We start from the raw sequence: 26,155 nt of genomic DNA, 5'->3' as shown, positions 1-26,155 counted from the left end.
AGCGGGCTTGCCCGCGAAGGCGGTGTATCAGCCACTGAATCTTTAACTGAACCACCGCTATCGCAGGCGAGCCAGCTCCCACACTGGCCATGTACTGCCCGTAGAATCAGCGCCTGCCACATATCCCCTGTAGGGTCACATATTACAGGGGGATCCCGGCCTTGACTCGGTATTGATTGCGTACCGGCGTCGCATACTGCACCACCAGATAAGGCCGGTGTTCGGCCGGGCATTCGTTCAAGCGTCGCTCCCATTCTGCCTTGGCCTTGGCCAGCTCATCGGCGGGGAATACATCCGCCGCTTTAGGCACCTGCAACTGCGGATCGGCATCATCCCACTGTGCGTACGCCAGGTAATGCACCGGAAACAAGCGGTAGCCACCGAGGATCTGCCGGTCCATTTCCACTGCCAGCAGCTTGGTATCTTCGAAACGCTCGGTAATCGGCGGCGCAAAGTTCACATGTACGCGGCCCTTGTAGCCGGTGATACCCAGGGCGATGCTCACGTCGTCCTCGCCCGGTGCCTTGGTGTAGGTGCCGGTGGTGGCGCGGATATACAGCTCGCGGGCCTTGGCGGCATCGCAAGGGTCGTACTCGTAGCTGATGGATACCGGCGTCAGGTTCAACGACTGGATAACCTCGGCAAACGGCTCGTCCTTGCGGCTGACGTGGAACATCTTGAGAATCGCCGATTCGGTACGGTCATCGCCATCCTTGGCCCGGCCTTCAGCCTGGGCGATCCAGATCGACTGGCAGTCGTTGCGGATCGAATGGTTGATATAGGCCGACAGCAGGTTGTAGGCCGCCATCTTCTCCTTTCGCCCGGTGATCGAACGGTGCACGATGAAGCTCTTGTTCAGGCGCATCAGGTCGCTGACAAACGGCTTTTGCAGCAGGTTGTCACCAATGGCGATGCGTGGCGTCGGCAGGCCGGCGTGATACACGGCATAGTTGACGAAGGCCGGGTCCATCACGATGTCGCGGTGGTTGGCCAGAAACAGGTAGGCGGTGCCGGATTTGAGCTGCTCGACGCCGGTGTAGGTTACGCCGTCGGTCGCCCGGTCAATCGTGTGGTCAACGTAGTATTCGACTTTGTCTTGCAGCGTCGCCACGGTGGTGACGCCGGCAAACTCACGGCGCAATTTGCGCGCGATCATCGGCTTGAGCAACCAGCCCAGGGCGCCGGCAAAGCGCGGGAAGCGAAAGTGGGTCAGGATGTCCAGAAAGGCCTTGTCACTGAACAGACGCGCCAGCACTGCCGGGACTTCGCTGTCGTTGTAAGGTCGGATGGTATCGAATTCGCCCATCATGCTCTCTTGTTAGAAACGGCTAGGGTAAGTAAAGGAAATAGCAGGGGCGGCGTGAGTAAACTGGCTCTGCCGGAAATAGCCCTGTAAATAGACCGGCGATTATACGCACAAGTCACCTTGGAGACTGCGATGCTGGAAACTGCGATGTACGATTGTCCTTATTGTGGCGAAGTGGTCGAGACAACAGTGGATTTGTCTGGCGGGGACCAGACCTATATAGAAGACTGCCAGGTGTGTTGCCGGCCGATCACGTTCAACCTGCAAGTGCATGGTGACGAGTGGATGCTCGAAACCCGCAGCGAAAATGAATGATGCGTAGCGAAAACGAATAACAGGTACGCCCATGCAGCGAATCTACGAGCCGGAAAACCTGATGGAAGGCGAGCTGTTGCAACAGATGCTGGCCAGTGAGGGCATCGAAGCGCACTTGATGGGCCGCCACTTGCTCGGTGGTACCGGCGAGTTGCCGATCTTCGGTTTGCTGGGGCTGGAGGTCGATAATGATCAGGCGGCGTACGCCCGCGAGCTGATCACGGCCTATATCGGCGCGCAACCCTTGCCCGGCGACGAACCCGACAGCTTCCCCGACGTATTGGTCTGTTAGGCTGTCGGTCGGTTTACCCCAAGAGTCGTGTTGCCCCATGTGTGGACGTTATGCCCTGTTTCGCTGGAACCCTGCCTTTGCTGCCTTGCCCGGCTTCCCCGCCGACCAGCAGGCCCAGTGGAACATTTCCCCCAATGATTCGGTGCTGATCCAGCGCCTGAGCGAAGGCCAGCTCACCCTGGCGCGTGCCCGTTGGGGGCTGACGCCGCCTTGGTTGACGGATCTTTCCCGTACTCCGGCCCATGCCCGCGCCGAAACGCTCGCCGAGCAACCGATGTTCCGCGAGGCATTCCGCCAGCGCCGCTGCCTGTTGCCAGCCAACGGTTTCTACGAATGGCGCGGTACCCAGCGCAAGCGCCCGTATTGGTTGACGCCGGGGGAGGGCTCCACCCTGTTTTTTGCTGCGATCTGGGAAGCGTATCCCGTGCAGGAGCAGGTGTGGCTGAGCACCGCCGTGGTCACCCAGGCAGCGCAAAGCCAACGTCGGCCGTTGATTCTTGATGCGGCGGGGCAAGCCGCCTGGCTCGACCCCGAGACGCCGCTGCACGTGTTGCAGGGGTTGCTGGCCGGTGAGCCCAGCGCTTTACGTGAGCGCGTGCTGGCCAATATGGTCAATGATCCCAAGCTCAATGGGCCGGAGTGCCTGACCCCGGCTTGAGCCTGCACTGTGGGATGTGTCCGAAATTCAGCGGTTAAATGTCTGATGTATCTGGCGCCAATACAAACGACCGCCTACGATACGCGCCATGTTTTCAGGGAGCGTGTTCATGAAGAAGTCATTGGCGGTAAGCGGTTTGGTTACAGCGATGTTGCTGGCGGGTTGCCAGTCGGTCAACACGACCAGCGGCGGTGCTGTTGGGGTTGAGCGCAAGCAATACATGTTCAGCATGTTGTCGAGCCAGGAAGTCGACCAGATGTACGCCCAGTCTTACCAGCAGACCCTGGGTGAAGCCAGTGGCAAAGGCGTTCTGGACAAGACCAGCGCCAACGCCAAGCGTGTGCAGGCCATCGCCAAGCGCCTGATCGCCCAGGCGCCGACCTTTCGCGCAGATGCCGCCCAGTGGAACTGGGAAGTGAACCTGATCAAAAGCGACGAGATGAACGCCAACTGCGGGCCTGGCGGCAAGATCCTGGTGTACAGCGCGCTGATCGACAACCTCAAGCTCACCGATGACGAGTTGGCTGCGGTGATGGGCCATGAAATCGCCCACGCCCTGCGTGAGCACGGTCGTGAAGCGATGTCCAAGGCGTACGGTATTGAAATGGCCAAGCAGGGCGCTGGTGCAATATTCGGTCTCGGCCAGGACAGCCTGGCACTGGCCGATACCGTGGCCAACTATGGCATGACCTTGCCCAACAGCCGCAGCAACGAAAACGAAGCCGACCTGATCGGCCTGGAGCTTTCGGCGCGTGCCGGCTACAACCCGAACGCCGCGATCACCTTGTGGAACAAAATGGCCAAGGCTTCCGAAGGCGCGCCGCCGGAATTCATGAGTACTCACCCGGCTTCCGACAGCCGGATTGCTTCGTTGCAGGCAGCGATTCCGAAGGTAATGCCGCTGTACCAGCAGGCCAAGAAATCCTGAGGCTTGATGACGATCCAAATGTGGGAGGGGTGCACCGCCCCTCCCACAATAGATCGGGTTGCAGTCTTAGATCCAGCCGCTGCTTTGCATGGCTTTGTAGACCGCCACAATCGCCAGTACAAAGAACGCTGTGGCCGCCAATCGACGAATCAAGGTCAGCGGCAGTTTCTCCGCCGCGAAATTCCCCGCCAGAACCACCGGTACGTTGGCAATCAACATGCCCAGCGTGGTGCCGATAATCACCAGCCACAACTCCGGATACTGCGCTGCCAGCATCACCGTGGCGATCTGGGTCTTGTCACCGATTTCCGCAAGGAAGAACGCAATCAGCGTGGTCAGAAATGGCCCGAACTTGCGGGTGGTACTGGCTTCGTCATCATCGAGTTTGTCTGGCACCAGGGTCCAGAGTGCCGTGGCACAGAAGCTCGCCGCGAGGATCCAGTGCAGCACCGCATCCGAGAAGAAACTCCCGAACCAGGCGCCCACGGCACCGGCGGCCGCATGGTTGGCCAGGGTTGCGGCGACAATGCCGGCAATGATCGGCCAGGGTTTGCGAAAGCGGGCAGCAAGAATGAGCGCGAGTAACTGCGTCTTGTCGCCGATTTCGGCCAAGGCAACGATTGCGGTAGGAACGAGTAGTGAATCCAGCATCAGGTAGTTTCCAGGGGCGGGTCGACACGGCTATGACACGTACAGCCTTCCCGCCCCGGGTAAGGTGTGCGTGTCATAGGTCTTGTCAAACCCCGGTCCGTCTGTGCGGACTCCTGGGTCGCATACGCCATGGTCTGCTGACCAAGTATGTTGACGTATGCCGGACGAGCATGGGCTCGTGGGAGACTACTCCCCTAGGACGCTGCGGATTCTGCCTAGGCAAAATCCATTCGGCAAGCGTTCTTTTTCAAACGGCCGTCAGGGGCGCTTGGCGCGGTAGATGCGAAAACCATTGCCTTCGGCCTTGATTGCGCAGATACCCAGATGCTCTTCGATCAGCGGCTGATACTTCAGGAAGCTGTTGGCAACCAAGCGCAGTTCGCCACCTTTTGCCAGATGTTTGGCTGCTTTTCGCAGCAGGTTTTCCGTGGCGAAGTAATCGGTATGCACCCCGACATGGAACGGCGGGTTGCTCAAAATCGCGTTTAGCCCCATTGGCGCGGCATCGATTCCATCCCCGGTCAGTACCTCGGCTTCCAGGCCGTTCGCCGCCAACGTCAGCCGACTGCTGGCAGCTGCGAAGGCATCCACATCCAGCATTGTCACGGTGTTATGCGGGTAGCGACGCTTGACCGCAGCCCCCAGTACCCCGGCGCCGCAACCGAAATCGAGCAGATGCCCGCTGGGCAGCTTGTCCAGGTGCTCCAGCAGCAACTCGGTGCCGCGGTCCAGGCGGCCATGGCTGAACACTCCCGGCAAGCTCACCACCTTCAGCGGGCCTTCGGCCAGTAGTACATCGAAGACCTGTGCCAGGCTCTCCAGTTCGACCGCTTGCGGGGCGTTGGCGACGGTGACTTGCCATAGCTGGCAATGCCGCGCGTTATCCAGCTTGCGCGGCTTGCCGAAGGGGGTCATCTGCTTGGCAGCGCTTTCGATACCGCCTTTTTTCTCACCCACCAGAAACAGCTCGGCGCCAGGCAGGCGAGCGGCCACGGCGTTGAGCAGGTAGTCGGTGAGGTCCTTGGACTTGGGCAGGAAGATCACCGCGGCATCGAAGGCACGCTCGGGCACATTCACCCCGAACTGGCTGCGCTCGGGAAACCGTGCATCAAGCGCGGCCTGGTCGCCGGCGTGCCAGCACCAGCCATGGGCGTTGGGCAAGCGCCCAAGCAAATCGTCGGCAGGCAAACCTACCAGCAGCAGGTTGCCTTGAAAAAGTTCGGCCTGACGAAGCAGTACTTCACTGCGCGGATCCATGGTCTGCTCCTTGAAAAGGGGCGCAGTTTATCAACTGACGACGCGCAGCGGGGCACCGCTGAAAAAGCCTCGGGCGTTTTCCGTCAATTGGCCGACGATGCGTTGCCGCGCTTCGCGACTGCCCCAGGCATTGTGGGGCGTGACAATCAACCGAGGAATATCGCCGGCCAGCAGCGGGTTGCCATTGATCGGCGGCTCCACACTCAACACGTCGGTCGCCGCGCCGCCCAGATGACCACTGCGCAACGCGTCCGCCAAGGCCTGTTCGTTGATCAAGCCACCACGGGCGGTGTTGACGATAAACGCGCCGGGCTTGAGCAGCGCCAGTTCACGGGCGCCGATAAAGTCGCGGGTGTGTTCATTAAGCGGGCAATGCAAGGTCAGCGCATCGACCTGGGCCAGCAGTTGATCCAGTGGCACGCGGTCGGAGCGGGCAGGGCGCCCGGGAATCGCGCCGAGTACCACGCGCATGCCGAAGGCTTCGGCCAGGCGCGCCACCGCGCTGCCCAGTTCGCCATGGCCGAGCAGGCCGAGGGTTTTGCCTTCCAGCTCGACAATTGGATGGTCCAGCAGACAGAACTGCCTGGCCTGCTGCCATTTGCCGGCGGCCACATCCTGTTGGTAGTCCTTCAAGCGCGTGGCGAGGTTGAGCAGCAGCATGATCGTGTGCTGGGCCACCGACGGCGTGCCGTAACCCTGGCAGTTGCTCACGGTGATGCCGTGGGCGCGGGCGGCTTCGAGGTCGATATTGTTGGTGCCGGTGGCTGAAACCAGGATCAGCTTGAGCTCGGGGCACGCCGCCAGGGTTTGCGCCGTGAGCGGGATTTTGTTGCTGATCGCGACTTGAGCGCCCTGCAAGCGTTCCACCACATTCTGTGGCGTGGTCTGCTCAAACAGCTGCAACTGGCTGAAGCAGTCGCGCAAACCGCTGAGGTCGAGGTCGCCCAAGTCCAGTGAAGGGTGGTCGAGGAAGACGGCGCGGCGATTGTTCATGATCAACTGTACCTTTTGCGACGAGGTTCGAAGGCGTAATCTTCCGAGCCTATCAGATGAAATAATCAGTTACTTAATGGAGTGAGCATGTACGTCGCCGAGTTTTTGACCGTAGCCTTGATTCACTTGTTGGCGGTGGCCAGCCCTGGCCCGGATTTCGCCGTGGTGGTCCGTGAGAGCGTGACCCACGGACGCCGCGCCGGCACCTGGACGGCCCTGGGCGTTGGCACGGCGATTTTCGTGCATGTGGGTTACTCGTTGCTGGGGATCGGTTTGATCGTGTCCCAGTCCATCGTGTTGTTCAATGCGCTCAAATGGGCCGCAGCGGCGTACCTGCTGTATATCGGCTTCAAGGCCCTGCGCGCCCAGCCGGCCAAGCCTGCTGCCGAAGGCGAGTTGCACCGCGAAGCGGGCGAGCGCACCCCACGCGGTGCATTTACCGCAGGCTTTGTGACCAACGGCCTGAACCCCAAGGCGACGCTGTTCTTCCTCTCGCTGTTCACCGTGGTGATCAACCCGCATACGCCACTGGCGGTACAAGCGGGTTATGGCGTGTACCTGGCGGTGGCGACTGCCTTGTGGTTTTGTCTGGTGGCCATGTTGTTCAGCCAGCAACGTGTACGCGCCGGCTTTGCGCGGATGGGGCATTGGTTTGATCGGACCATGGGCGCGGTGTTGATTGCCATTGGGGTGAAGTTGGCGTTTACCAGCATGAAGTAATCAATTTTCTCAAGGGTACACAGCTCAAATGTGGGAGGGAGCAAGCCCCCTCCCACAGTGGTCTTCCATAAGCCGCAGATGATGGCGCAACGCTAGCATTTGTTGAGTTCCGCAAATCATTCCTTTGGCTGATTTGGCTGAAACATAAGCCCTCTACAGTGCAGCTCTTCAAGCCAAGACCGTGCAGTCATTAAAGGGATTCGTATGTTGCAGACCCGTGTTATCCCGCCCGCCGAAGGTGCGTACCAATACCCGCTGCTGATCAAGCGCCTGTTGATGTCCGGGGCTCGCTACGAGAAGACCCGGGAAATCGTCTACCGCGACAAGCTGCGCTACACCTACCCGACGCTGATCGAGCGCGTTGCGCGCCTGGCTAATGTGCTGACCGAAGCCGGGGTCAAGGCTGGTGATACCGTGGCGGTGATGGATTGGGACAGCCACCGTTACCTGGAATGCATGTTCGCCATTCCGATGATCGGCGCGGTGATCCACACCATCAACGTGCGCCTGTCACCGGAGCAGATTTTCTACACCATGAACCACGCCGAAGACCGCTTCGTGCTGGTCAACAGTGAGTTCGTGGGGCTCTACCAGGCGATTGCCGGGCAGCTCACCACCGTCGACAAGACCCTGTTGATTACCGATGGTGACACCCACACCGCCGAACTCCCCAACCTGGTCGGTGAGTACGAAACCCTGCTGGCCGCCGCCAGCCCCCAGTACGACTTCCAGGACTTCGACGAAAACTCCGTCGCCACTACGTTCTACACCACCGGCACCACCGGTAACCCCAAAGGGGTGTATTTCACCCATCGCCAATTGGTGCTGCACACCATTGGCGTGGCGACCATCATGGGCAGCGTCGACAGCGTGCGTCTGTTGGGCACCAACGATGTGTACATGCCGATCACACCGATGTTCCACGTACACGCCTGGGGCCTGCCCTATGTGGCGACCATGCTCGGCTTGAAGCAGGTCTACCCCGGGCGCTATGACCCCGAATACCTGGTGCAGCTGTGGCGCAAGGAGAAGGTCACGTTTTCCCATTGCGTGCCGACCATCCTGCAAATGGTGCTCAACGCCAAGGCTGCCCAGGGCGTGGATTTTGGTGGGTGGAAAATTGTCATTGGTGGCAGCGCGCTCAACCGCTCGCTGTACGAAGCCGCCAAGGCCCGCGGCATTCAATTGACCGCCGCGTATGGCATGTCCGAGACCGGGCCGCTGGTGTCCTGCGCGCACCTCAATGAAGAGCTGATGGCCGGCAGCGAAGACGAACGCACCACCTATCGCATCAAGGCCGGAGTGCCTGGGCCGCTGGTGGAGGCGGCAATCATGGACACCGACGGCAATTTTCTCCCCGCCGACGGCGAAACCCAGGGCGAACTGGTGCTGCGCGCGCCCTGGCTTACCGAAGGCTATTACAACGAACCGCAAAAGGGCGCCGAACTGTGGGCCGGCGGCTGGATGCACACCGGCGACGTGGCCACACTGGACGCGTTTGGTGTGATCGATATCCGTGATCGCATCAAGGATGTGATCAAGACCGGTGGGGAATGGATCTCGTCCCTGGCCCTCGAAGACCTGGTCAGCCGCCACCCGGCGGTACGCGAGGTAGCGGTGGTGGGCATCGCCGATCCGCAATGGGGCGAACGCCCGTTCGCGTTGCTGGTGGTGCATGAGGGCCATGTGATTGGTGCGCGGGAGCTCAAGGAGCACCTCAAGCCTTTCGTTGAACTGGGGCATTTGAGCAAGTGGGCGATTCCGAGCCAGATCGCCGTTGTTACTGAAATTCCCAAGACCAGCGTAGGCAAGCTCGACAAAAAACGTATCCGTATCGACATCATCGAATGGCAGGCCAACAACAGCACCTTCCTGTCTACGCTTTGATGCCCCTCGCCGCGCCCTTTCGGGCGCGGCACTGCTCTATCTCAAGCCTCTACTTGTGATTTGCCGAATTTCAGCCATCCTTCCCGCGTCGACCTTCGTCGGCGTGGCGAAAGGGTTGTGGCAGACAGGTTGGTGATGCAAATCACACTTTAGAGGGATCAAGCACTACCCCCCTCTGGCTATAGTCCCTTTCAGAGTTTTTCGCGGATGTTGCGCGTCGAGCCAGGGAGGCTCGGTTGCGGTTCGGCATTGGAATCGTTGTATCCCGGCCGTTACATCTGAAGAAAGGGCTCACTGCCATAACAATAAAATATGCACATGGAGTAGCGTCGATGACCCAAGTAAACCAGTTCTGGCGCCGGGCAAGACTGCCCCTGGCCGTCAGTCTCGCTTCTACGCTCGCCGGGCCTGCATTCGGCGTCAGTTTCAACATCGGTGAAATCGAAGGGAGCTTTGACTCCTCGCTTTCGGTGGGTGCGAGCTGGTCTACGGCCAAGCCCAATCGTGATCTGATCGGCGCCAACAATGGCGGCAAGGGCCTGTCCCAGACTTCCGATGACGGTCACCTGAACTTCAAGCGCGGCGAGACGTTCTCGAAGATCTTCAAGGGTATTCATGACCTGGAACTGAAGTACGGCGACACCGGCGTGTTTGTGCGCGGCAAGTACTGGTACGACTTTGAACTCAAGGACGAGAGCCGTCAGTTCAAGGACATCAGCGACAACAACCGCAAGGAAGGCGCCAAGTCTTCTGGCGGTCAGATTCTCGATGCATTCGTCTACCACAACTACTCGATTGCCGATGCGCCGGGTTCCGTGCGTTTTGGCAAGCAGGTCGTGAGCTGGGGCGAGAGCACCTTCATCGGCGGCGGCATCAACTCCATCAACCCGATCGACGTGTCGGCGTTTCGTCGCCCGGGGGCCGAGATCAAGGAAGGCCTGATTCCGGTCAACATGTTCTACGTGTCCCAGACGCTCACCGACAACCTCTCGGCCGAAGCGTTCTACCAACTGGAATGGGACCAGACCGTCACCGATAACTGCGGCACCTTCTTCTCCCAGCCAGACGTGATCTCCGATGGTTGCAGCAATAACCTGCGGGTGTTGAACAAGCGCTCGACCATTCCCGCTGCGGCACTGCCGACCCTGGGTGCCCTGGGCGTGGACGTGAACAGCGAAGGCGTGCTGGTGCGCCGTGGGCCGGACCGTGATGCGCGTGACAGCGGCCAGTTCGGTGTGGCCATGCATTACAACTTCGAACCGCTGGACACCGAGTTCGGCGCCTACTTCATGAACTACCACAGCCGTGCGCCGATCTTCAGTGCACAGGCCGCTCCAGCTTCAGCTTATAATCGTCCCCTTGGACCCCTGGCCGCGTTGCGCCCGTTGGTCGTGGCCGGTAGCTCAAACTACTTCGTTGAGTACCCGGAAGATATTCGTCTCTATGGCTTGAGCTTTTCCACCACGCTGCCTACCGGCACCGCATGGAGTGGTGAGTTGAGCTACCGACCGAATGCGCCGGTGCAGTTGAGCACAACTGACATTCTCTATGAGGGGGTCACACCGATTCCGGGCCTTGGCAATGCGTCTGTGCTCAAGGGGACGCAGCCGGGTCAGGACCGGCACGGTTACAATCGTAAGGAAGTGACTCAGTTCCAGACTACTTTCACGCACTTCTTCGATCAGGTCATGGGCGCCAGCCGTTTGACCACCGTGGGTGAAATTGGGGTGACTCATGTGGGTGGCCTGGAAAGCAAATCTCAGGCTCGCTATGGCCGCGATCCGGTGTTCGGCCCAGGCACCTTGCCGGGCGGGTTCTGCAATGTCCTCGACAACTCCACCGCCAACGGCGCGGGCTTGCCCAACGCTGCCGGCCTGAACACCAACTGCAACAACGACGGCTACACCACTGCAACGTCCTGGGGCTACCGCGCCCGTGCCATCTGGGAATACCCGGACGTGTTCGCTGGCGTGAACCTCAAGCCCAACGTGGCCTGGTCCCATGACGTCAAAGGTTACTCGCCAGGTCCTGGTGGCAACTTTGAAGAGGGGCGCAAGGCGGTCAGCCTTGGCCTGGATGCCGAATACCAGAACACCTACACCGCGAGCCTGGCGTACACCAACTTCTTTGGTGGCAAGTTCAGCACCGTGGATGATCGCGACTTTGTCGCCTTGAGCTTCGGCGCCAACTTCTAATCACACTCTTTTCAAGTGGCATGTATTCAGGAAGACCAGAGTATGAAAATAACTAAAAGTCTGTTGCACGTCGGTGTGCTTGGGCTGTCGATCCTGGCGAGCAACGTCATGGCGGCAGTCTCGGCGGATGAAGCTGCCAAGCTCGGTACTACCCTGACCCCGATGGGCGCCGAGATGGCGGGCAACGCGGCCGGCACCATCCCCAAATGGTCACCCTTGCCAACCAACGCCGGCGCCGTGGATTCCCGTGGCTTCCTGGCCAACCCATATGCCAGCGAACAACCGCAATTCACCATCACCGCGCAGAACGTCGAGCAGTACAAAGACAAACTGGCTCCAGGGCAGTACGCGATGTTCAAGCGTTACCCGGACAGCTTCAAGATGCCGGTCTACCCGACTCATCGCGGTGCCACGGTGCCGGCTGACGTGTTCGCTGCCATCAAGAAAAACGCCACCACTACCAACCTGGTGTCCGGCGGCAACGGTCTGGAAAACTTCGAGACCGCCGTGCCGTTCCCGATTCCCAAAACCGGCGTTGAAGTCATCTGGAACCACATCACCCGTTATCGCGGCGGCAGCGTAACCCGTCTGGTCACCCAGGCCACGCCGCAAACCAACGGTTCCTACAGCCTGGTGTACTTCCGCGATCAGTTTGTGTTCCGCGACAAGATGAAGGATTTCGATCCGAAAAACCCGGGCAACATCCTGTTCTACTTCAAGCAGCAAGTCACCGCGCCAGCGCGTCTGGCCGGTGGTGTACTGCTGGTGCACGAAACCCTGGACCAGGTCAAGGAACCGCGTTCGGCGTGGGTCTACAACGCCGGCCAGCGCCGTGTGCGCCGGGCCCCGCAAGTATCCTATGACGGGCCGGGTACTGCTGCCGATGGCCTGCGCACCTCCGACAACCTCGACATGTACAACGGTGCGCCGGATCGCTACGACTGGAAGCTGGAAGGCAAGAAAGAAATCTACATCGCCTCCAACAGCTACAAGATCGACGATCCGAAGCTCAAGTACGCCGACATCATCAAGGCCGGCCACATCAACCAGGACCTGGCGCGCTACGAGCTGCGCCGCGTCTGGCACGTGGTCGCCACCTTGAAGGAAGGCCAGCGCCACATCTACGCCAAGCGTGACTTCTTCATCGACGAAGACACCTGGCAAGCGGCGGTGATCGACCACTACGACGGCCGTGGCCAGCTGTGGCGCGTTGCCGAAGCCCATGCCGAGAACTACTACGACAAGCAAGTGCCGTGGTACGCCCTGGAAACCCTGTACGACCTGCAGTCCGGCCGCTACCTGGCCCTGGGCATGAAGAACGAAGAGAAACAGGCTTATGACTTCGGCTTCACCGCCACCACCAGCGACTTCACCCCAGCGGCCCTGCGCCAGGACGGTGTTCGCTAACCAACACTAGTGCACCCCTGTGGGAGGTGGCCTGCCCCCGATAGCGGTCTGACAGTCGATTAAAATTCTGACTGATCTACTGCCATCGGGAGCAAGCCCCCTCCCACTTTTTGTGTGTGCTGTTTGTAGGGATATTTCTTGTCGCAGTTCTTTTTCAGCCAATTGTTGCAAAGATCTACAATCCCGCCGCTTTTACCGCTAGTCTGCGGACATCTGCAATGCCGACAACAGCCTTCTACAAGAGCCCGGCGATGACTGATCTGTCCCGAATCCAAGGGCCTGCCAGTGTGGTGATGCCAACCCTGGAAGGCCGCTTCTACAGGCCCCCATTGCCTGACGGCTACGTGCTGCGCCCGCGCCTGTGCCAACGGTTGAACGCGGGCCTGGACGGGCGATTGTTGCTGGTCTGCGCACCGGCGGGGTTCGGCAAGAGTTCGTTGGCGGTGGAGTTCTGCCAGGGCCTGCCGGCCCACTGGCAAAGTCTGTGGCTGGGCCTGAGCCCACGGGACAATGACCCCGGCCGCTTCCTGGAGCGATTGCTCGACGGCTTGCAGCACTATTTTCCGCAGTTGGGCGCCCAGTCCCTGGGTTTGCTGAAAATGCGTCAGCGTCATCAACCCTTTGCCTTTGAAGAATGGCTGGACGGCCTGCTCGATGAGCTGGCGGAGCATCTGTCCACGCGTTCACCGCTATTGCTGGTGCTGGATGACTACCACCTGGCCCAGGGCCCGGTGCTGGATCGTTGCCTGCAATTTTTCCTCAATCATTTGCCCGACGGTCTGTTGGTACTGGTCACCAGCCGGCAGCGTCCGGACTGGCACCTGGCGCGCCTGCGTTTGTCGCGGCATCTGCTGGAGCTGCATGAACAAGACCTGCGCCTGACTCACGACGAATCCCTGGCCGTGCTGGATGGGCACAGCAGCGCGTTAGGCGGAGAAGCGTTGGAAAACCTGATCCGCCGCAGCGAGGGATGGGTCGCCGGCCTGCGCTTCTGGCTATTGGCGGCGTCCGAAGCCGGCGGCAATGAGGGGGGCTTGCCCCAACGCCTTCACGGTGGCGAAGGGCTGATTCGTGATTACCTGCTTGAAGAAGTCATCGACTGCCTGCCTGCCGACGTGCAAGCGTTCCTGTACGACACTGCTCCCCAGGAGCGTTTTTGCAGCGAGTTGTGTGACGCGGTCCGCGAAGCCCATGACAGCGCCGAAATCCTGAATTATTTGCAGGCCCATCAGGTTTTCCTGGTGCCGCTGGATGAACAGGGCCACTGGTACCGCTATCACCATTTGTTTTCCGACCTGCTGCGTACCCGCCGCGAGAAGAGCACCACATTGCCGCCGGCCAGCTTGCACTTGCGCGCCTGCCGCTGGTTCAACGCCCAGGGTTTGATCGACGAGGCAGTAGAGCAGGCGCTGCGGGCCGGCCATCTGGACGTGGCGGCGAACCTGGTCCAGAACCTGTCCGAAGAGCAACTGTTGGCAGAGCAGAATGTTGGCATGTTGTTGCGCTGGAAGATGGACTTGCCCGACAGCCTGCTGATCAGCACGCCGCGCTTGATCGTGCTCTACAGCTGGGCATTGGGCCTGGCGTGCCAATTGGACGCGGCCCAGGAGCTTTCCAGCTACCTCAGTCGCTTCCTGCCGGCACCCTCGGCGACCGCGCAAAGGTCCATGTTGGCCCAATGGCTGGCGTTGAGCGGGATCATCGCCCGTGGGCGCGGGGATCGCGAATTGACCCTGCGCTATTGCAACGAGGCACTGGAGAGCCTGCCGCAAAAGCGCTACGGCCAGCGCCTGATGTGCCTGTCGACCCTGTCCAACCTGGCAATTGTCGATGCCGACCTGTGGCGCGCCCGCGGTTTGAACCGCGAATCCCTGGAGCTGGCGCAGCGCGTCGGTAATCCGTTGTTTGAAGCCTTGGCCCATTACGACCGGGCGCGGGTGTTGCAGTCACGCGGCGAAATCCTGCGCTCCCTGGACGAAGTGCGCCAGGGCCTGGAACGCTTGCACGGCCTGGCGCCCCAGCGCCTGTATGCGGTGCGTGCGCGGTTGTCGCTCTACGAAGGTTACCTGCTGCTGGCGCGTTACCAGCCCGAAGCCGGCCTTGTGCGTTTGCGCGCCGGCCTGGCCGAAGCCCGTGCCTGCCGGGATATCAGCGTGCTGATCGGGCATTGCGTGATCGCCAACTTTGAAGGGCGGCGCGGCCAGTTTTCCAATGCCTTTGCCGAGCTGGCCGAGGCCGAGCGCTTGATGCACATCTGGGACGTACCGCCGATCTATTACCTGGCGATGATTACGTTGATCAAATGCGAGCTATGGCTGGCCCAGGGTCGTACCGAGCTGGCGGACGCCTGGCTGACCAGGCTGGGGCAGACCTACAACGGCGAGCACGCCGCTGCCGCGCCGGAGTTCCACCCACACCTGCCACAACATATCGAACTGCAACAAGCCGCGCTCGATGCCATACGCCATCAGCCCGACACCGCGTTGCAATGTCTGGAAGCATTGGCGCAACAGTCCCAGAACAGTGGGCGACAGATGATTGCCTTGATGGCGCTGACCCAGCAGGTGCAGCTTCTGTTGGCGGGCGGCCAGGAGGCCAAGGCCGGACAGGTATTGGCCCGTGCACTTGAAGCCGGCTCGGGCGGCGCGTTGCAGCCGTTCCAGCGGTTGCTGGAGGGCTACCCGGACTGGATGCGTGAGCAGTTGGGCAAAGATCCCCATGGTCTGCTGAACCAGAGCTTGCTGGCGCTGCTGCCCCAAGTCAGCGTGGTCCAGGCCCCAGCTCATCAAGAAACCCTGAGTACGCGAGAGCTGGCGGTGCTGCGACTGATTGCCCAAGGCTGTTCAAACCAGGAAATCAGCAACCAGCTGTTTATTTCCTTGCACACCGTCAAGACCCACGCCAGCCATATCAACAGCAAGCTCGGCGTGGAGCGCCGAACCCAGGCAGTGGCGCGAGCCAAGGCCATGGGCTTGCTGGTCTGAGCCCAGCGCAGTTTATGGCGTGGCAGGGCAGCCTTTGAGTGACGTGCCGATGGTTTGATTGATCAGTGCCGCGAACCGCTTGAGGTTGTTCTGATGCGCCACCACCAGATCGTCGATGCCTGGCCCCGCGGGTGACTGCAAGGTGCTGCGACAAGTCAGGGCTGGGCGGTCGCCATTGATCTGGCGCAGGCGCCAGCGCACGTCGAGCAGCGCGTACTGCCCGGGGACCGAGTCAAAGCGTTGCACTTCAAGGCGCAGGGCCACAGCGTGGCGTGGATCGCTATTGGCCAATTGATCCACCAACGCGCTCCTGAGTTCGTCAGCGAGGCTGGCGGCCCACCACTGGGTTTCAAGAATCGCCAACCCACTGTCACCCTGGCGCACCACTATCTGCGCGCGGTCGACCTGGGGCGGCACGCTGAGGCTTTCAATCCGTACACCACCGGCATCTGCGCGTGAGCTGTTGCTCGCATGTGCCGGGGTCAGGGTGTGGAAGGCGATGGGGTCACTGCGACAGGCCGCGAGCAACAGCATCGTGGTCAGCAGTGTGATCTTCAACGGCGACGTCATGGCGGCTCCAATGGTCATTTGCGGGGTGGCCCTTGCAGGTCGTTCGGCGCGGCGTTATCAGGACGACCGCGAATCAGCGACTCCGGATGCCGGCCCAGGTAATCGGACAGCTCGCGCAAGGAGCGCGACATGCGTGCCAGTTCATCCAGGGTCTGGGTCAGTTGTTCACGCTGGGGTGAGTCTTCTGCCAGGGTTGAGCTGGCCGATTGCAGGGTCTTGCTCACGTCGGCCAGTGTCGTCTGCACACCCGGCAGTGTCTTGGCGTTGAATTGCGCCAGGCCCTTGCGCAGTTCGACCAGGCTGGCGTCGAGGTTGCCGGCAATCCGCTCGACCGGCAGTTGGCTGAGCTTGTTGACGATACCTTCGAACTTCTCCTGCAGTTGTTCCAGGTTGCCCGGGATGGTGGGAATGCCCACGGGGCGCTGGTTCGGATCGAACGCCACTTTCTCGGCCTTGGGGTAGAAGTCCAGGGCGATGTACAACTGGCCGGTCAGCAGGTTACCGCTGCGGGCCTGAGCGCGCAGGCCGTTTTCAATGAAGCTGCCGATCAGGCGCACGCCGGCCGCCTCATCGTCAGGGTTATTGTGCATGGCCTTGAGCAGCTTGGTATGGGCCGCGCCGAGCAGTTGCGGGTAGATCACGATGCCGACATTGACCGGGAAGCTGCGTTTCTTCGCATCGAAATCCAGATTGATCGACACCACCTTGCCGAACTCGACGCCGAGGAACTCCACCGGTGCGTCGACTTTCAGCCCACGCAGGGCCTGATCAAAGCGCAGGACCATGTATTGCCCCTTGCCATTGGGCGGGGCGAGGGCGCTTTGCTGGTCTTCGAACAATTCAAAGCCGCGATTTTCCTCGGCCGGCTTGTCGTTGGGGTTGTAGGGTGGGGCCTGGAAGGAGATCCCGCCCATCAGCATGGACGACACCGATTCGGTCTTCAGCGCAAAGCCATTGGCACCGACGCTCAGATCGACACCGCTGGCATTCCAGAACCGCGTGTTCTCGGTGACATACCCATCATTGGGCGCGTGTATGAAGACTTCGACGTTCACGCCCTTGCCTTCGCTGTCCAACTCATAAGCCACCACCTGGCCTACCGGGATTTTGCGGTAATAGACCGGCGAGCCGATGTCCAGAGAACCCAGCGTCTGCGTGTGCAGGGTGAAACGCTTGCCAGGCTCGCCATAGGTGATGGGGGGCGGGTTTTCCAGGCCGGTGAAATGTTTGGCGCGGGTTTCGGACTGGCCGATATCCGCGCCGATGTAGTCGCCGGACAGCAGCGTGTCGATACCGGATACGCCGCCTGCGCCGATACGTGGGCGCACCACCCAGAATTTAGAGTCCTCGCGGGTGAAGCTTTCGGCCTGTTTGGATAGCTCGATGGTGGCGTTGACACTTTTCTGGTCACCACTCAAGGCCACGGCGGTCACTTGGCCGATCACCACGTTGCGGTATTTGACCTCGGTCTTGTTGGCGACCAGCCCGCTGCCGGTCTTGAAGTTGAGGACGATGGTCGGCCCTTGTTGCATGACGCTGTGAATCACCAGCGAGATCCCCACCAGCACGGCGACAATCGGCACGATCCAGACCAGCGAGACACTGAAGCGACGCGTCTTGATCGCGGGTTGCCCCGCAGGGGTGTCAGCCTTGGATGCGCTCATCCGAGGTCTCCTCGTTATGTGGGTTTTCCCAGATTAGCCGGGGATCAAAACTCATGGCCGCGAGCATGGTAAATACCACCACCAAGCCAAAAAACAGAATGCCCAGGCGCGGTTCGATCGTGCCCAGGGCTTGAAACTTAACCAGCGCGGCCACCAGTGCGACCACGATGACGTCCAGCATCGACCAATAGCCGATCAGCTCGATAAACCGAAACAGCTTTGAGCGTTCCTTGCGCGCCCACTGGCTGTTGCGCTGCACGGTGATCAGCAGCAACCCCAGTGACAAGAACTTGATGCCCGGCACGGCAATGCTGGCGATGAAAATGATCAGGGCAATGTCCCAGGCGCCATGCTGCCAGAACTCCAGCACGCCGCTCATGATGGTGCTGTCTGCGCCGGAGCCGAGCATGGTGGTGTTCATCACCGGCAGCAAATTGGCCGGTATGTAAAAGGCGAGGGCGGTGAGCATGTAGGCCCAGGTGCGTGTCAGCGATTGAGTTTTGCGCCGGTGCAAGGGCGCGCCGCAGCGCTCGCATTCAGTGGGCTCCAGGCGCATGTCGCAGGCCTGGCCGCAGGTATGGCACAGGCACAGGTTGAGCTCGCGGGCGGTGGGCGGTGAATTCATACGGTGTCCCACAGGTCGCGGACATCGCGCCCGGCAATGCGGATCAGCAACAGGCTAAGGGCGGCCAGGGCAAACAGGCCGGTACCGGGGATCACATCCAGCATACCCGCCAGTTTGAACACGGCAACCATGGCGCCCAGCAGGCAGACTTCCAGCATACTCCAGGGCCTGAGCGCTTCCAGCCAGCGCATGCACAGTTTGAACGCCGGCGAACGCTGGCCGGCCAAGGCAAAACTCAAAACCCAGATCAGCAAGACCAGCTGAAACACCGGCGCGATGATGATGGAGATCGCCGCCACCAACGCAATGAACGTGATCGGCCCCAGGCTCAGCGCCACCACCGAATCCCACAGCGTCGCACTGTTTTTCAAGCCCTGCAGGCTGATGCTCATCACCGGATAAAAGTTGGCAAAGGTCCACAGCACTGCTGCGGTCACCGTCAGCGCGAGGCGTTGTTGCACCGACAGGCCGTTATAGCGCTGCAGCACACCCGAGCACCGCACACACAGGGCTTTTTGATGTTTGGCGAGCGTGACCTTTTCGTACACGCAGTCGCAGTGCTCGCAGATGATCTGTTGATTCGCCATGGGTGTTGCTCCAAATGCGACGGACTGCAGCGGGGGATGGCGCTTGTGTAGCTTAGCAGTGGATACACCGCCGAATCGATCCCTTCCAGAGTGGGGGCAACCTCCACCATACTGCACTTGGAACGCGCCAGAGAGCTTGCAGGACACTCATGACTACCGAAAAATCACCGCTGATTCGAGAAACCTTCCCCGTCGGCCCGTTGCAGTGCAACTGCACCATCATTGGCGACCCGATCACTAAAAAAGCCATCGTAGTCGACCCCGGCGGCAATCACGAATTGATCCTGTCGCGTCTTGATGCGTTGGGTCTGAAGGTGGTGAGCATTATCCACACCCATGCTCACCTGGATCACTTCCTGGCCTCTGGCCAATTGAAAGAAAAAACCGGAGCCACGCTGCACCTGCACAAAGATGATCAATTTCTATGGGACAACCTGGAAATGCAATGCCAGATGTTTCGCGTGCCCTATGTGCCAGTGCCGTCGCCGGATCGCTGGCTGGAACACGATGAAGAATTGGCCTGTGGATGCGGTGTTGCCTTGCACACCCCTGGGCATACGCCGGGTTCGATGAGCTTCTGGTTTGCCGATGCCAAGCTGCTGATTGCCGGTGACACCTTGTTCCGGCGCGGCGTCGGGCGCACGGATTTGTGGGGCGGCGACCAGGCGATGATCGTGAGGTCGATCAAGCAGCGCTTATACACGCTGGATGAGCGCGCGACAGTGGTGACAGGGCATGGGCCGGATACGTTGCTGGGCGATGAGATGCGAGAGAACCCTTTCGTGCGTGCGTGATGGGTTGTCGGCTCTGATACAAGTCGGTACAGACACGCAGGCACAGGCTCGAGCCAAAGACAGCTATGCTTTGCGTACCCACGGAATTTTTGCCGCTTGTCGCGTTCCAAACTCGGCACAGGTCCATTGCCAATGTCCTCTGCATCACAGAATGCAAAAGTAGGAGCTCCCTTCATGTTTACTCCGCGTCGTCTGCTTGTTGTCGCTACCGCCGTAGCCCTGTTGTCTGGCTGTGCCTCGCCTAATCCTTATGACGGCAGCCAGGGACAGGCCGGCAATGGTTCTGAAAGCGGTATGAGCAAGACCGCCAAGTACGGCGGCCTCGGCGCGCTGGCCGGTGCATTGGCCGGTGCTGCCATCGACCATAACAACCGTGGCAAGGGCGCGCTGATTGGCGCCGTCGTTGCAGGTGCCGGTGCTGCCGGCTATGGCTACTACGCCGACCAGCAGGAGAAAAAACTGCGTGAAAGCATGGCCAACACCGGTGTGGAAGTGCAGCGCCAGGGTGACCAGATCAAGCTGATCATGCCGGGCAACATCACCTTCGCCACCAACTCCGATGCGATCTCCAGCAGCTTCTACCAGCCGCTGAACAACCTGGCCAACTCCCTCAAGCAGTTCAACCAGAACACCATTCAGATCGTCGGCTACACCGACAGCACCGGCAGCCGCCAGTTGAACATGGACCTGTCCCAGCGCCGTGCGCAGAGCGTGGCCAACTACCTGACCTCCCAAGGTGTCAACGGTGCCAACCTGAGCGCACGCGGTGCCGGCCCGGATAACCCGATTGCCAGCAACGCCGACGTAAATGGCCGCGCCCAGAACCGTCGTGTCGAGGTCAACCTCGGCCCGATCCCTGGCCAGCAATACGGCCAGCCTGGTCAGCAGCAGGCGCCACAGCAGAACAACCAGTTCCAAGGCAATCCGTACCAGCAATACCAGTAAACGCTAGGCACTAAAAAGGGCGCCGTGCAGTCAATGCACGGCGCCCTTTTTTGTGGCTGTGTGTCTACATCAGTCGATGTATTCGAACACCTTCACGATCTTCTGTACGCCCGACACGCCCTGCACCAGGTTCGCCGCGCGGGTCGCTTCGGCCTGGGTCAGCAGGCCCATCATGTAGACGATGCCATTATCGGTAACGATCTTGATGCGCGAGCCCGGCACCGCGCTGTCGGTGAGCATCTGCGCCTTGATCTTGGTGGTCAGCAGCGCATCGTTGCTGATGGCCAGCAGGGTGATCGGGTCCATGACCTGCAATTCGTTGTGGACCTTCTTGACTCGTTGCACGCCCGCAGCGGCTTGTTCAGCCTGGGCCTTGAGGTCGGCGCGCGGGGTTTGCCCTGCCAGCAGGACGACGCCGTTGAAGCTGGTCACCACGATGCGCGAGGCGCCGTTGCCCAGGTCTGTGGCGGCCTTGGCGACATTGACCTTGACCTTGGTTTCGATCAGCGAATCATCGATGGTGCTGCCGAAAGTACGTGTGCCACGGTCGTCCTGGATGGGGGTGTCCCGTGTAGCGGTGATTGCCGAGCTGCAGCCGCTGATGGCGAGGCACAGCGTAATGGCCAAAAGGCTGAGGCGGTTAACGGTCATTCTTCACTCCCGAACAGTTGGCTGTCGATCAGATCGCACAGGCAGTGGATCGCCAGCAGGTGGACTTCCTGAATGCGTGCAGTGACATTGGCCGGGACGCGAATCTCCACGTCCTCAGGCAGCAGCAGCGAAGCCATGCCGCCACCATCCCGACCGGTCAAGGCTACGACAATCATTTCACGATCATGTGCGGCCTGGATCGCTTGAATAATATTCGCCGAGTTGCCGCTGGTGGAAATCGCCAGCAACACATCGCCCGGCTGGCCGAGGGCGCGGATCTGCTTGGAGAAGATTTCGTTGTAGCTGTAGTCGTTGGCAATCGAAGTGATTGTCGACGAGTCGGTGGTCAAGGCAATGGCCGGCAGGCTCGGGCGCTCGCGCTCGAAGCGGTTGAGCAGCTCGGAAGAGAAATGCTGGGCATCGCCAGCCGAACCACCGTTGCCGCACGAAAGCATTTTGCCTTCGTTGAGCAAGGCGTTGACCATGACCTGACTGGCTTGCTCGATGTGCGGTGCAAGTACGTCCATCGCCTGTTGCTTGGTGTCGATGCTGGCCTGGAAAAGCTGGCGAATTCGGGATTGCATGTCCATCTGTGTGACCTTAAGTAGCGCGGCTGTTTGGCACAGGTAATGTGCAGCCCGCAATGCAAAGAGCAAAAGTGTGTGGTGAAGGTGCCGGGTGCGTCAGCTGTCGAAGGCATCTTTGAGCCAGTTCAGATCAGCAGGACCCGACGGTGTGCTTTCTATGGCGACCACATCGAAACGGCAGGGGCTGTCAGCCCAGCGATGCTCTTTTAGCAGAAAAAACTGCGCGGCGAGTATCAGTTTCTGACGCTTGCGCCCGTCGATACTGGCGAGCGCGCCACCCCATTGTGCGTGTTTTCTGTAGCGGACTTCGACGAATACTACTGTATCGCCGTCAAGCATGACCAGATCAAGCTCGCCGCGTTTACATAACCAGTTCTGCGCCAGAAGGCGCAGACCCTGTTGTTGCAGATATTTCAGCGCTTGAAGTTCGGCATCCTTGCCGCTTTGTGCGTTGGACCGCTCAGGCATCAGCGTGGGGTATCGGGCAGGCGCTGAATGGCGCCGCCGACGAACTTCGCCCATGGCATCTGGCGGTCAACGCGCTGGTTGGCGCTGATGCCCAGGTTGCCCGAGAGACCGTCGACACGGGTGTCCGGCAACGCCTTGAGTTGGCCAAGGCGCGGTGCCAGGCGGTAGGCGTCGACGCCCATCGCGTACAGGCGGCCCAGGCTGCCATTGGCTTGCGGCCATTGCGCGGCGACCTGGTTGCGCAGCGGGTCGGTGGTGTCAAGCAGCCAAGGGGTTTCGCAGAACATCACGTTGGTCATGTCCAGGTACTGGTTGCGGTCGCCGCTGGCACTGAAGACATGGGACGTGGCGTAGACCGGCACATCGCCGGCGTACTGGAAGTTCAGGGTCGGCTTGATCTGCTGGGCCAGTTGCGGGGTGACCGCCAGGAAGATGAACTCGATGTCCTGGCGACGCGAAGGCTGGGCGGCAACGTCGGTGCCGACCGTGCTTTGCAGGCTCTTGGCGCGACCTTCACTTTTACGCAACTGGAACAGGTCGGCGATCTGCTGGGCCAGTGCCACTGGCTGATCGACATACTCGACGCCCATCACAGTGCCGCCATTGGCTTCCCAATCCTGGCGGAAGGCTTTGTAGACACGCTCGCCCCATTCGCCACGCGGCACCATGGCTGCAGCGCGATGCAGGCCATCGGCACGGGCGCGGCGCGACACTTCACGGGCTTCGTCTTCAGCGGCCAGGCCGAACTGGAACAGTTGCGCCGGGCCTTGGTCGGTCTCGCTGTAATTGAGTGCCAGGGTGGTGATCGGCAATTGCGGGCGTGCACTGAGTTGTTTCACCAGTGGTTTTTCCAGCGGGCCGACCACCAATTGCACGCCGGCGGCCTGGGCCTTGGCGTAGAAGTCATCGAGGGAGCTCAGGCGCGAGCTGTCGTAGAACTCGATGACCGGCGCCTTCTGCCCGGCCTGTTCGGCCTGGTAGTGAGCCGCCATGAAACCCTCTCGCAATGCCTTGCCGACCGAAGCCAATGGGCCTTCCTGCGGGAGCAGCACGGCGATCTTGTTCAGGGGCTGGCTGGCCAGTTCCTTGAGCCTGGTCAGCGGCGTGGGCAGTTGCACCGCTGCCGGGTGGCCCGGGTTCTGTGCGCGCCAGGTATCGATAGCAGCCTGTTGTTGCTCCAGGGTGCCGGCGCCCTTGACCGCCTGGGCCAGGGTCACCCAGCCATCGAGTGTCGGGTTGCCGGTGGCTTGCAACTGTTCGGCCGGCAGCGCGGCAATCAGCACCCAGATGGCTTCGTGGTTGCTTGCAGCGGCATCGCCGGTCAGCAGCGGCGCCATGGCGACCCGCTCGCGAGCGGCGGCCAGGGTCTGGCCGTCGGCTTCGTAAGCGCGGGCGTGCACGGTACCGGTGCGGATCTGCTGGTCTGCCGGCAGCTCCTTCAGGCTTTGCAGGCTGGGATGGTTCAGCGCCGCCAATGCCGCCTTGGGCTGGTTGCGAGTCATCGCCAGTTCGGCGGCCAGGGTGCTGGCAAATATCTGCGCGGCGGGTTTGAGGACGTCCAGGGGCACCTGCGCAAGGATCTGCGACGAGCGGCCGGCATTGTTCTGCTGATAGGCCAGGTCTGCCGCACTCAGGCGCAGCATGGCGGCCTTTTCTGGCGTGTTGGCGTTCGTTGCCTGTTCGAGCAGTTGCTCGATACTGGCATCCGGAGTCCGTGGCAGGTCGCCAAGGCTGGACGAGGGCGAGCTGGCACACGCGGCCAGCAAGGCAGCGAGGCAGAGGGCGGAGAGCAGCCGCAGGCAAGCGATCATGTAAGTGTTCCTGATACCGATCAAATTAGCGTGGAAGTGTACCCAAGCACTGGCCCAGGCGCGATGTTAGTGGCGTGAAACCGTGGATTTAGGTCGTGTAAATGTTGCGATTGGCAAAGGCTGGCTGAAACGGCATCCACCGTGATGGCATATTTTCAAGGCGTCTACGCGCTACAATGTGGCTTTTGCCAACCATCGAGGTGTGCGTTTTGACTGCTCCAGGTCCATTGAATTCCACTGCTGGCTCGCTTTTTGTGGTGGCGACGCCGATTGGCAACCTGGACGACATCAGTGCCCGGGCGCTGAAGGTGTTGCGCGAGGTTAAATTGATCGCGGCGGAAGACACGCGACACTCCCAACGGTTGATGCAGCATTTTGGAATCAGCACGCCACTGGCGGCGTGCCATGAGCACAATGAGCGTGAAGAAGGCAGCCGTTTCATCACCCGCTTGCTGGCCGGTGATGACGTGGCATTGATCTCCGATGCGGGTACGCCGTTGATTTCCGATCCGGGATACCACCTGGTCCGCCAGGCACGCGCCGCTGGTATCAATGTAGTGCCTGTTCCGGGAGCGTGCGCGCTGATTGCCGCATTATCTGCGGCAGGCTTGCCGTCGGATCGGTTTATTTTCGAAGGTTTCCTGCCGGCCAAGGCAGTCGGCCGTCGCGCACGCCTTCAGGCCCTGAAGGAAGAGCCGCGCACCCTGATCTTCTACGAAGCTCCGCACCGCATCCTTGAATGCCTGCAGGATATGGAACTGGTGTTCGGCGGCGAGCGGCTGGCATTGCTGGCGCGGGAGTTGACCAAGACCTTCGAAACCCTCAAAGGGCTGCCGCTGGAGGCGTTGCGGGCGTTTGTCGAGGGCGACAGCAATCAGCAGCGAGGCGAATGTGTGGTGCTGGTGGCGGGCTGGAGTGCGCCGGAGAATGAAGACGCCGTGGGCAGCGAAGCCATGCGCATCCTCGACTTGTTGCTCAAGGAGATGCCGCTCAAGCGTGCCGCTGCCCTTGCCGCAGAAATTACCGGGGTGCGTAAAAACGTGTTGTATCAAGTGGCGCTCGATAAACAGAAGGCTGAATAGTTCCGGGGTCGAATCTGTATTTCGTCTGAACATGATGGCACTGCCGCACTTTAATACTTGTCCTCAGACCTTCGTGCCGTTAACCTGCGCGGCGGAGAGTCGATTGGACAGTCGCTGCCCTCTATGAAAATTAGGGGGGGGAGGAAAGTCCGGGCTCCATAGGGCGAAGTGCCAGGTAATGCCTGGGAGGCGTGAGCCTACGGAAAGTGCCACAGAAAATAACCGCCTAAGCGCTTCGGTGCCGGTAAGGGTGAAAAGGTGCGGTAAGAGCGCACCGCACGACTGGCAACAGTTCGTGGCTAGGTAAACCCCACTTGGAGCAAGACCAAATAGGGTCCCAAGGCGTGGCCCGCGCTGGGACCGGGTAGGTTGCTAAAGATGTCCAGTGATGGCCATCGTAGACGAATGACTGTTCAAGACAGAACCCGGCTTACAGATCGACTCTCCACCTTTTTTCCTTGCGTTCGAATCTCGTGCGCAAACCCGGTAGTAACGCAAGAATCCCTCCCTGCCAAATCATTGGCAGATGCGTCTTCGTAATACCAAAAAAATCTTACTCTTAATAAATTACTTTAACTTTAAGTCGTAGCTCCATGAGCTATTTGCCGTTGTTGAGTCAAAAACATCGTCAAACTCTGGTTTCTCCTCCTCTTACCCTCCTAAATCTCCGTTCTGTAAGGCTTTTCCTTGAATCCGCGCCTTGACGGTGTGGTAGGCGCATTCCTATAGTGTGCGCAAGTGGCGGAAAGTGGCACAAAGTGGGTTTTTTGAACGTAAA

The 26,155-nt window shown here is 60.4% G+C and carries 24 protein-coding genes, 1 other RNA gene and 1 riboswitch; of the genes, 13 read left to right on the top strand and 12 right to left on the bottom strand.

Going from position 1 to position 26,155, the window contains the following annotated elements:
* Positions 1-142 precede the first annotated feature (142 nt).
* A complete protein-coding gene (locus tag E4P01_RS09460; RefSeq protein ID WP_177464492.1) occupies positions 143-1,306 on the bottom strand; it encodes a 1-acyl-sn-glycerol-3-phosphate acyltransferase in 1,164 nt (387 codons plus the stop codon).
* A 132-nt stretch (positions 1,307-1,438) separates the two neighbouring features.
* On the opposite strand from E4P01_RS09460, the gene E4P01_RS09455 reads away from it, so the two are divergent.
* From E4P01_RS09455 to E4P01_RS09440, 4 genes are all read left to right on the top strand, one after another.
* Positions 1,439-1,621 carry a CPXCG motif-containing cysteine-rich protein gene (locus E4P01_RS09455; RefSeq protein ID WP_032877753.1) on the top strand — a complete coding sequence of 61 codons (183 nt, stop codon included), beginning with the start codon at positions 1,439-1,441 and terminating at the stop codon, positions 1,619-1,621.
* 31 nt (positions 1,622-1,652) lie between these two features.
* Positions 1,653-1,913: a DUF2007 domain-containing protein gene (locus E4P01_RS09450; protein ID WP_032877751.1), complete on the top strand. Its 261-nt coding sequence runs from the start codon at positions 1,653-1,655 to the stop codon at positions 1,911-1,913.
* A 37-nt stretch (positions 1,914-1,950) separates the two neighbouring features.
* The gene (locus E4P01_RS09445; protein WP_005784892.1) at positions 1,951-2,571 is read left to right on the top strand and encodes an SOS response-associated peptidase; all 621 of its coding nucleotides are present in this window, start codon (positions 1,951-1,953) and stop codon (positions 2,569-2,571) included.
* Positions 2,572-2,680: 109 nt separating this feature from the next.
* Positions 2,681-3,499: a M48 family metallopeptidase gene (locus E4P01_RS09440; RefSeq protein ID WP_078820301.1), complete on the top strand. Its 819-nt coding sequence runs from the start codon at positions 2,681-2,683 to the stop codon at positions 3,497-3,499.
* A gap of 66 nt (positions 3,500-3,565) precedes the next feature.
* Here E4P01_RS09440 and E4P01_RS09435 read toward each other — a convergent pair whose 3' ends face one another.
* From E4P01_RS09435 to E4P01_RS09425, 3 genes are all read right to left on the bottom strand, one after another.
* Entirely contained in the window at positions 3,566-4,150 is a 585-nt protein-coding gene (locus E4P01_RS09435; RefSeq protein ID WP_005784895.1) for a TMEM165/GDT1 family protein, read from the bottom strand.
* Positions 4,151-4,238: 88 nt separating this feature from the next.
* Positions 4,239-4,357: riboswitch (yybP-ykoY riboswitch) on the bottom strand.
* A 51-nt stretch (positions 4,358-4,408) separates the two neighbouring features.
* A complete protein-coding gene (locus E4P01_RS09430) occupies positions 4,409-5,407 on the bottom strand; it encodes a class I SAM-dependent methyltransferase (RefSeq protein WP_032877748.1) in 999 nt (332 codons plus the stop codon).
* 30 nt (positions 5,408-5,437) lie between these two features.
* Positions 5,438-6,403, bottom strand: a complete 966-nt coding sequence (locus E4P01_RS09425) for a 2-hydroxyacid dehydrogenase (protein WP_216092222.1) — start codon at positions 6,401-6,403, stop codon at positions 5,438-5,440.
* An 84-nt stretch (positions 6,404-6,487) separates the two neighbouring features.
* Between E4P01_RS09425 and E4P01_RS09420 the strand changes: the two genes are divergently transcribed.
* The 5 genes from E4P01_RS09420 (at position 6,488) to E4P01_RS09400 (ending at position 15,593) form a co-directional block, all read left to right on the top strand.
* Positions 6,488-7,120 (top strand): LysE family transporter, encoded by a 633-nt coding sequence (locus E4P01_RS09420; protein ID WP_005784901.1) that lies wholly within the window; start codon positions 6,488-6,490, stop codon positions 7,118-7,120.
* A gap of 204 nt (positions 7,121-7,324) precedes the next feature.
* Complete coding sequence (locus E4P01_RS09415) at positions 7,325-9,007, top strand: fatty acid--CoA ligase (RefSeq protein WP_216090755.1); 1,683 nt, start codon at positions 7,325-7,327, stop codon at positions 9,005-9,007.
* 332 nt (positions 9,008-9,339) lie between these two features.
* Complete coding sequence (locus tag E4P01_RS09410) at positions 9,340-11,202, top strand: DUF1302 domain-containing protein (protein ID WP_216090756.1); 1,863 nt, start codon at positions 9,340-9,342, stop codon at positions 11,200-11,202.
* Positions 11,203-11,244: 42 nt separating this feature from the next.
* The gene (locus E4P01_RS09405; protein ID WP_032877742.1) at positions 11,245-12,609 is read left to right on the top strand and encodes a DUF1329 domain-containing protein; all 1,365 of its coding nucleotides are present in this window, start codon (positions 11,245-11,247) and stop codon (positions 12,607-12,609) included.
* A 251-nt stretch (positions 12,610-12,860) separates the two neighbouring features.
* Positions 12,861-15,593, top strand: coding sequence for a LuxR C-terminal-related transcriptional regulator (locus E4P01_RS09400; protein ID WP_078820304.1), 2,733 nt, complete (start codon positions 12,861-12,863; stop codon positions 15,591-15,593).
* 12 nt (positions 15,594-15,605) lie between these two features.
* Here E4P01_RS09400 and E4P01_RS09395 read toward each other — a convergent pair whose 3' ends face one another.
* The 4 genes from E4P01_RS09395 to E4P01_RS09380 are packed head-to-tail and all read right to left on the bottom strand — an operon-like array spanning position 15,606 to position 19,039.
* Positions 15,606-16,163, bottom strand: coding sequence for a PqiC family protein (locus E4P01_RS09395; protein ID WP_078820305.1), 558 nt, complete (start codon positions 16,161-16,163; stop codon positions 15,606-15,608).
* A gap of 14 nt (positions 16,164-16,177) precedes the next feature.
* Positions 16,178-17,827 (bottom strand): MlaD family protein, encoded by a 1,650-nt coding sequence (locus E4P01_RS09390; RefSeq protein WP_005784913.1) that lies wholly within the window; start codon positions 17,825-17,827, stop codon positions 16,178-16,180.
* On the bottom strand, positions 17,808-18,452 hold the full coding sequence (locus E4P01_RS09385; RefSeq protein WP_032877734.1) for a paraquat-inducible protein A: 645 nt from the start codon (positions 18,450-18,452) through the stop codon (positions 17,808-17,810). Before E4P01_RS09385 ends, E4P01_RS09390 begins: the two co-directional genes overlap by 20 nt.
* On the bottom strand, positions 18,449-19,039 hold the full coding sequence (locus E4P01_RS09380) for a paraquat-inducible protein A (protein WP_005784917.1): 591 nt from the start codon (positions 19,037-19,039) through the stop codon (positions 18,449-18,451). Before E4P01_RS09380 ends, E4P01_RS09385 begins: the two co-directional genes overlap by 4 nt.
* A gap of 149 nt (positions 19,040-19,188) precedes the next feature.
* Between E4P01_RS09380 and E4P01_RS09375 the strand changes: the two genes are divergently transcribed.
* Positions 19,189-19,833: an MBL fold metallo-hydrolase gene (locus E4P01_RS09375; protein WP_078820307.1), complete on the top strand. Its 645-nt coding sequence runs from the start codon at positions 19,189-19,191 to the stop codon at positions 19,831-19,833.
* A 174-nt stretch (positions 19,834-20,007) separates the two neighbouring features.
* Positions 20,008-20,778: an OmpA family protein gene (locus E4P01_RS09370; RefSeq protein ID WP_005784920.1), complete on the top strand. Its 771-nt coding sequence runs from the start codon at positions 20,008-20,010 to the stop codon at positions 20,776-20,778.
* Between the two features lie 69 nt (positions 20,779-20,847).
* Here the strand turns inward: E4P01_RS09370 and E4P01_RS09365 are convergent, their stop codons facing one another.
* The 4 genes from E4P01_RS09365 to E4P01_RS09350 form a co-directional block, all read right to left on the bottom strand.
* Positions 20,848-21,429 (bottom strand): BON domain-containing protein, encoded by a 582-nt coding sequence (locus tag E4P01_RS09365; RefSeq protein WP_005784922.1) that lies wholly within the window; start codon positions 21,427-21,429, stop codon positions 20,848-20,850.
* On the bottom strand, positions 21,426-22,019 hold the full coding sequence (locus E4P01_RS09360; protein ID WP_007904374.1) for a phosphoheptose isomerase: 594 nt from the start codon (positions 22,017-22,019) through the stop codon (positions 21,426-21,428). Before E4P01_RS09360 ends, E4P01_RS09365 begins: the two co-directional genes overlap by 4 nt.
* A 93-nt stretch (positions 22,020-22,112) precedes the next feature.
* Positions 22,113-22,484, bottom strand: coding sequence for a YraN family protein (locus tag E4P01_RS09355; protein WP_078820308.1), 372 nt, complete (start codon positions 22,482-22,484; stop codon positions 22,113-22,115).
* Positions 22,484-24,295 carry a penicillin-binding protein activator gene (locus E4P01_RS09350; protein ID WP_078820309.1) on the bottom strand — a complete coding sequence of 604 codons (1,812 nt, stop codon included), beginning with the start codon at positions 24,293-24,295 and terminating at the stop codon, positions 22,484-22,486. The genes E4P01_RS09355 and E4P01_RS09350 overlap by 1 nt, the downstream gene beginning before the upstream one ends.
* 176 nt (positions 24,296-24,471) lie before the next feature.
* Between E4P01_RS09350 and rsmI the strand changes: the two genes are divergently transcribed.
* Positions 24,472-25,377: a 16S rRNA (cytidine(1402)-2'-O)-methyltransferase gene (gene rsmI, locus E4P01_RS09345; RefSeq protein ID WP_164699512.1), complete on the top strand. Its 906-nt coding sequence runs from the start codon at positions 24,472-24,474 to the stop codon at positions 25,375-25,377.
* 95 nt (positions 25,378-25,472) lie between these two features.
* Positions 25,473-25,826: RNase P RNA component class A (rnpB, locus tag E4P01_RS09340), an RNA gene on the top strand.
* The last annotated feature ends 329 nt before the right edge of the window (positions 25,827-26,155 follow it).

It is taken from the genome of Pseudomonas sp. NCIMB 10586 (assembly GCF_023127895.1).
GTDB lineage: Bacteria > Pseudomonadota > Gammaproteobacteria > Pseudomonadales > Pseudomonadaceae > Aquipseudomonas > Aquipseudomonas synxantha_A.
The sequence above is the reverse complement of the archived record's forward strand: the minus strand, read 5'-3'. Positions and strand labels throughout refer to the sequence as shown.

What these genes read in the sequence shown, in the direction of transcription:
- E4P01_RS09435 (WP_005784895.1), bottom strand. Translation starts at nt 4,150, where the DNA reads ATGCTGGATTCACTACTCGTTCCTACCGCAATCGTTGCCTTGGCCGAA.
- E4P01_RS09375 (WP_078820307.1), top strand. Translation starts at nt 19,189, where the DNA reads ATGACTACCGAAAAATCACCGCTGATTCGAGAAACCTTCCCCGTCGGC.
- E4P01_RS09370 (WP_005784920.1), top strand. Translation starts at nt 20,008, where the DNA reads ATGTTTACTCCGCGTCGTCTGCTTGTTGTCGCTACCGCCGTAGCCCTG.
- rsmI (WP_164699512.1), top strand. Translation starts at nt 24,472, where the DNA reads ATGTGGCTTTTGCCAACCATCGAGGTGTGCGTTTTGACTGCTCCAGGT.
- E4P01_RS09390 (WP_005784913.1), bottom strand. Translation starts at nt 17,827, where the DNA reads ATGAGCGCATCCAAGGCTGACACCCCTGCGGGGCAACCCGCGATCAAG.
- E4P01_RS09400 (WP_078820304.1), top strand. Translation starts at nt 12,861, where the DNA reads ATGACTGATCTGTCCCGAATCCAAGGGCCTGCCAGTGTGGTGATGCCA.
- E4P01_RS09365 (WP_005784922.1), bottom strand. Translation starts at nt 21,429, where the DNA reads ATGACCGTTAACCGCCTCAGCCTTTTGGCCATTACGCTGTGCCTCGCC.
- E4P01_RS09420 (WP_005784901.1), top strand. Translation starts at nt 6,488, where the DNA reads ATGTACGTCGCCGAGTTTTTGACCGTAGCCTTGATTCACTTGTTGGCG.
- E4P01_RS09385 (WP_032877734.1), bottom strand. Translation starts at nt 18,452, where the DNA reads ATGAATTCACCGCCCACCGCCCGCGAGCTCAACCTGTGCCTGTGCCAT.
- E4P01_RS09430 (WP_032877748.1), bottom strand. Translation starts at nt 5,407, where the DNA reads ATGGATCCGCGCAGTGAAGTACTGCTTCGTCAGGCCGAACTTTTTCAA.
- E4P01_RS09455 (WP_032877753.1), top strand. Translation starts at nt 1,439, where the DNA reads ATGCTGGAAACTGCGATGTACGATTGTCCTTATTGTGGCGAAGTGGTC.
- E4P01_RS09360 (WP_007904374.1), bottom strand. Translation starts at nt 22,019, where the DNA reads ATGGACATGCAATCCCGAATTCGCCAGCTTTTCCAGGCCAGCATCGAC.
- E4P01_RS09355 (WP_078820308.1), bottom strand. Translation starts at nt 22,484, where the DNA reads ATGCCTGAGCGGTCCAACGCACAAAGCGGCAAGGATGCCGAACTTCAA.
- E4P01_RS09445 (WP_005784892.1), top strand. Translation starts at nt 1,951, where the DNA reads ATGTGTGGACGTTATGCCCTGTTTCGCTGGAACCCTGCCTTTGCTGCC.
- E4P01_RS09450 (WP_032877751.1), top strand. Translation starts at nt 1,653, where the DNA reads ATGCAGCGAATCTACGAGCCGGAAAACCTGATGGAAGGCGAGCTGTTG.
- E4P01_RS09440 (WP_078820301.1), top strand. Translation starts at nt 2,681, where the DNA reads ATGAAGAAGTCATTGGCGGTAAGCGGTTTGGTTACAGCGATGTTGCTG.
- E4P01_RS09410 (WP_216090756.1), top strand. Translation starts at nt 9,340, where the DNA reads ATGACCCAAGTAAACCAGTTCTGGCGCCGGGCAAGACTGCCCCTGGCC.
- E4P01_RS09395 (WP_078820305.1), bottom strand. Translation starts at nt 16,163, where the DNA reads ATGACGTCGCCGTTGAAGATCACACTGCTGACCACGATGCTGTTGCTC.
- E4P01_RS09460 (WP_177464492.1), bottom strand. Translation starts at nt 1,306, where the DNA reads ATGGGCGAATTCGATACCATCCGACCTTACAACGACAGCGAAGTCCCG.
- E4P01_RS09380 (WP_005784917.1), bottom strand. Translation starts at nt 19,039, where the DNA reads ATGGCGAATCAACAGATCATCTGCGAGCACTGCGACTGCGTGTACGAA.
- E4P01_RS09415 (WP_216090755.1), top strand. Translation starts at nt 7,325, where the DNA reads ATGTTGCAGACCCGTGTTATCCCGCCCGCCGAAGGTGCGTACCAATAC.
- E4P01_RS09405 (WP_032877742.1), top strand. Translation starts at nt 11,245, where the DNA reads ATGAAAATAACTAAAAGTCTGTTGCACGTCGGTGTGCTTGGGCTGTCG.
- E4P01_RS09350 (WP_078820309.1), bottom strand. Translation starts at nt 24,295, where the DNA reads ATGATCGCTTGCCTGCGGCTGCTCTCCGCCCTCTGCCTCGCTGCCTTG.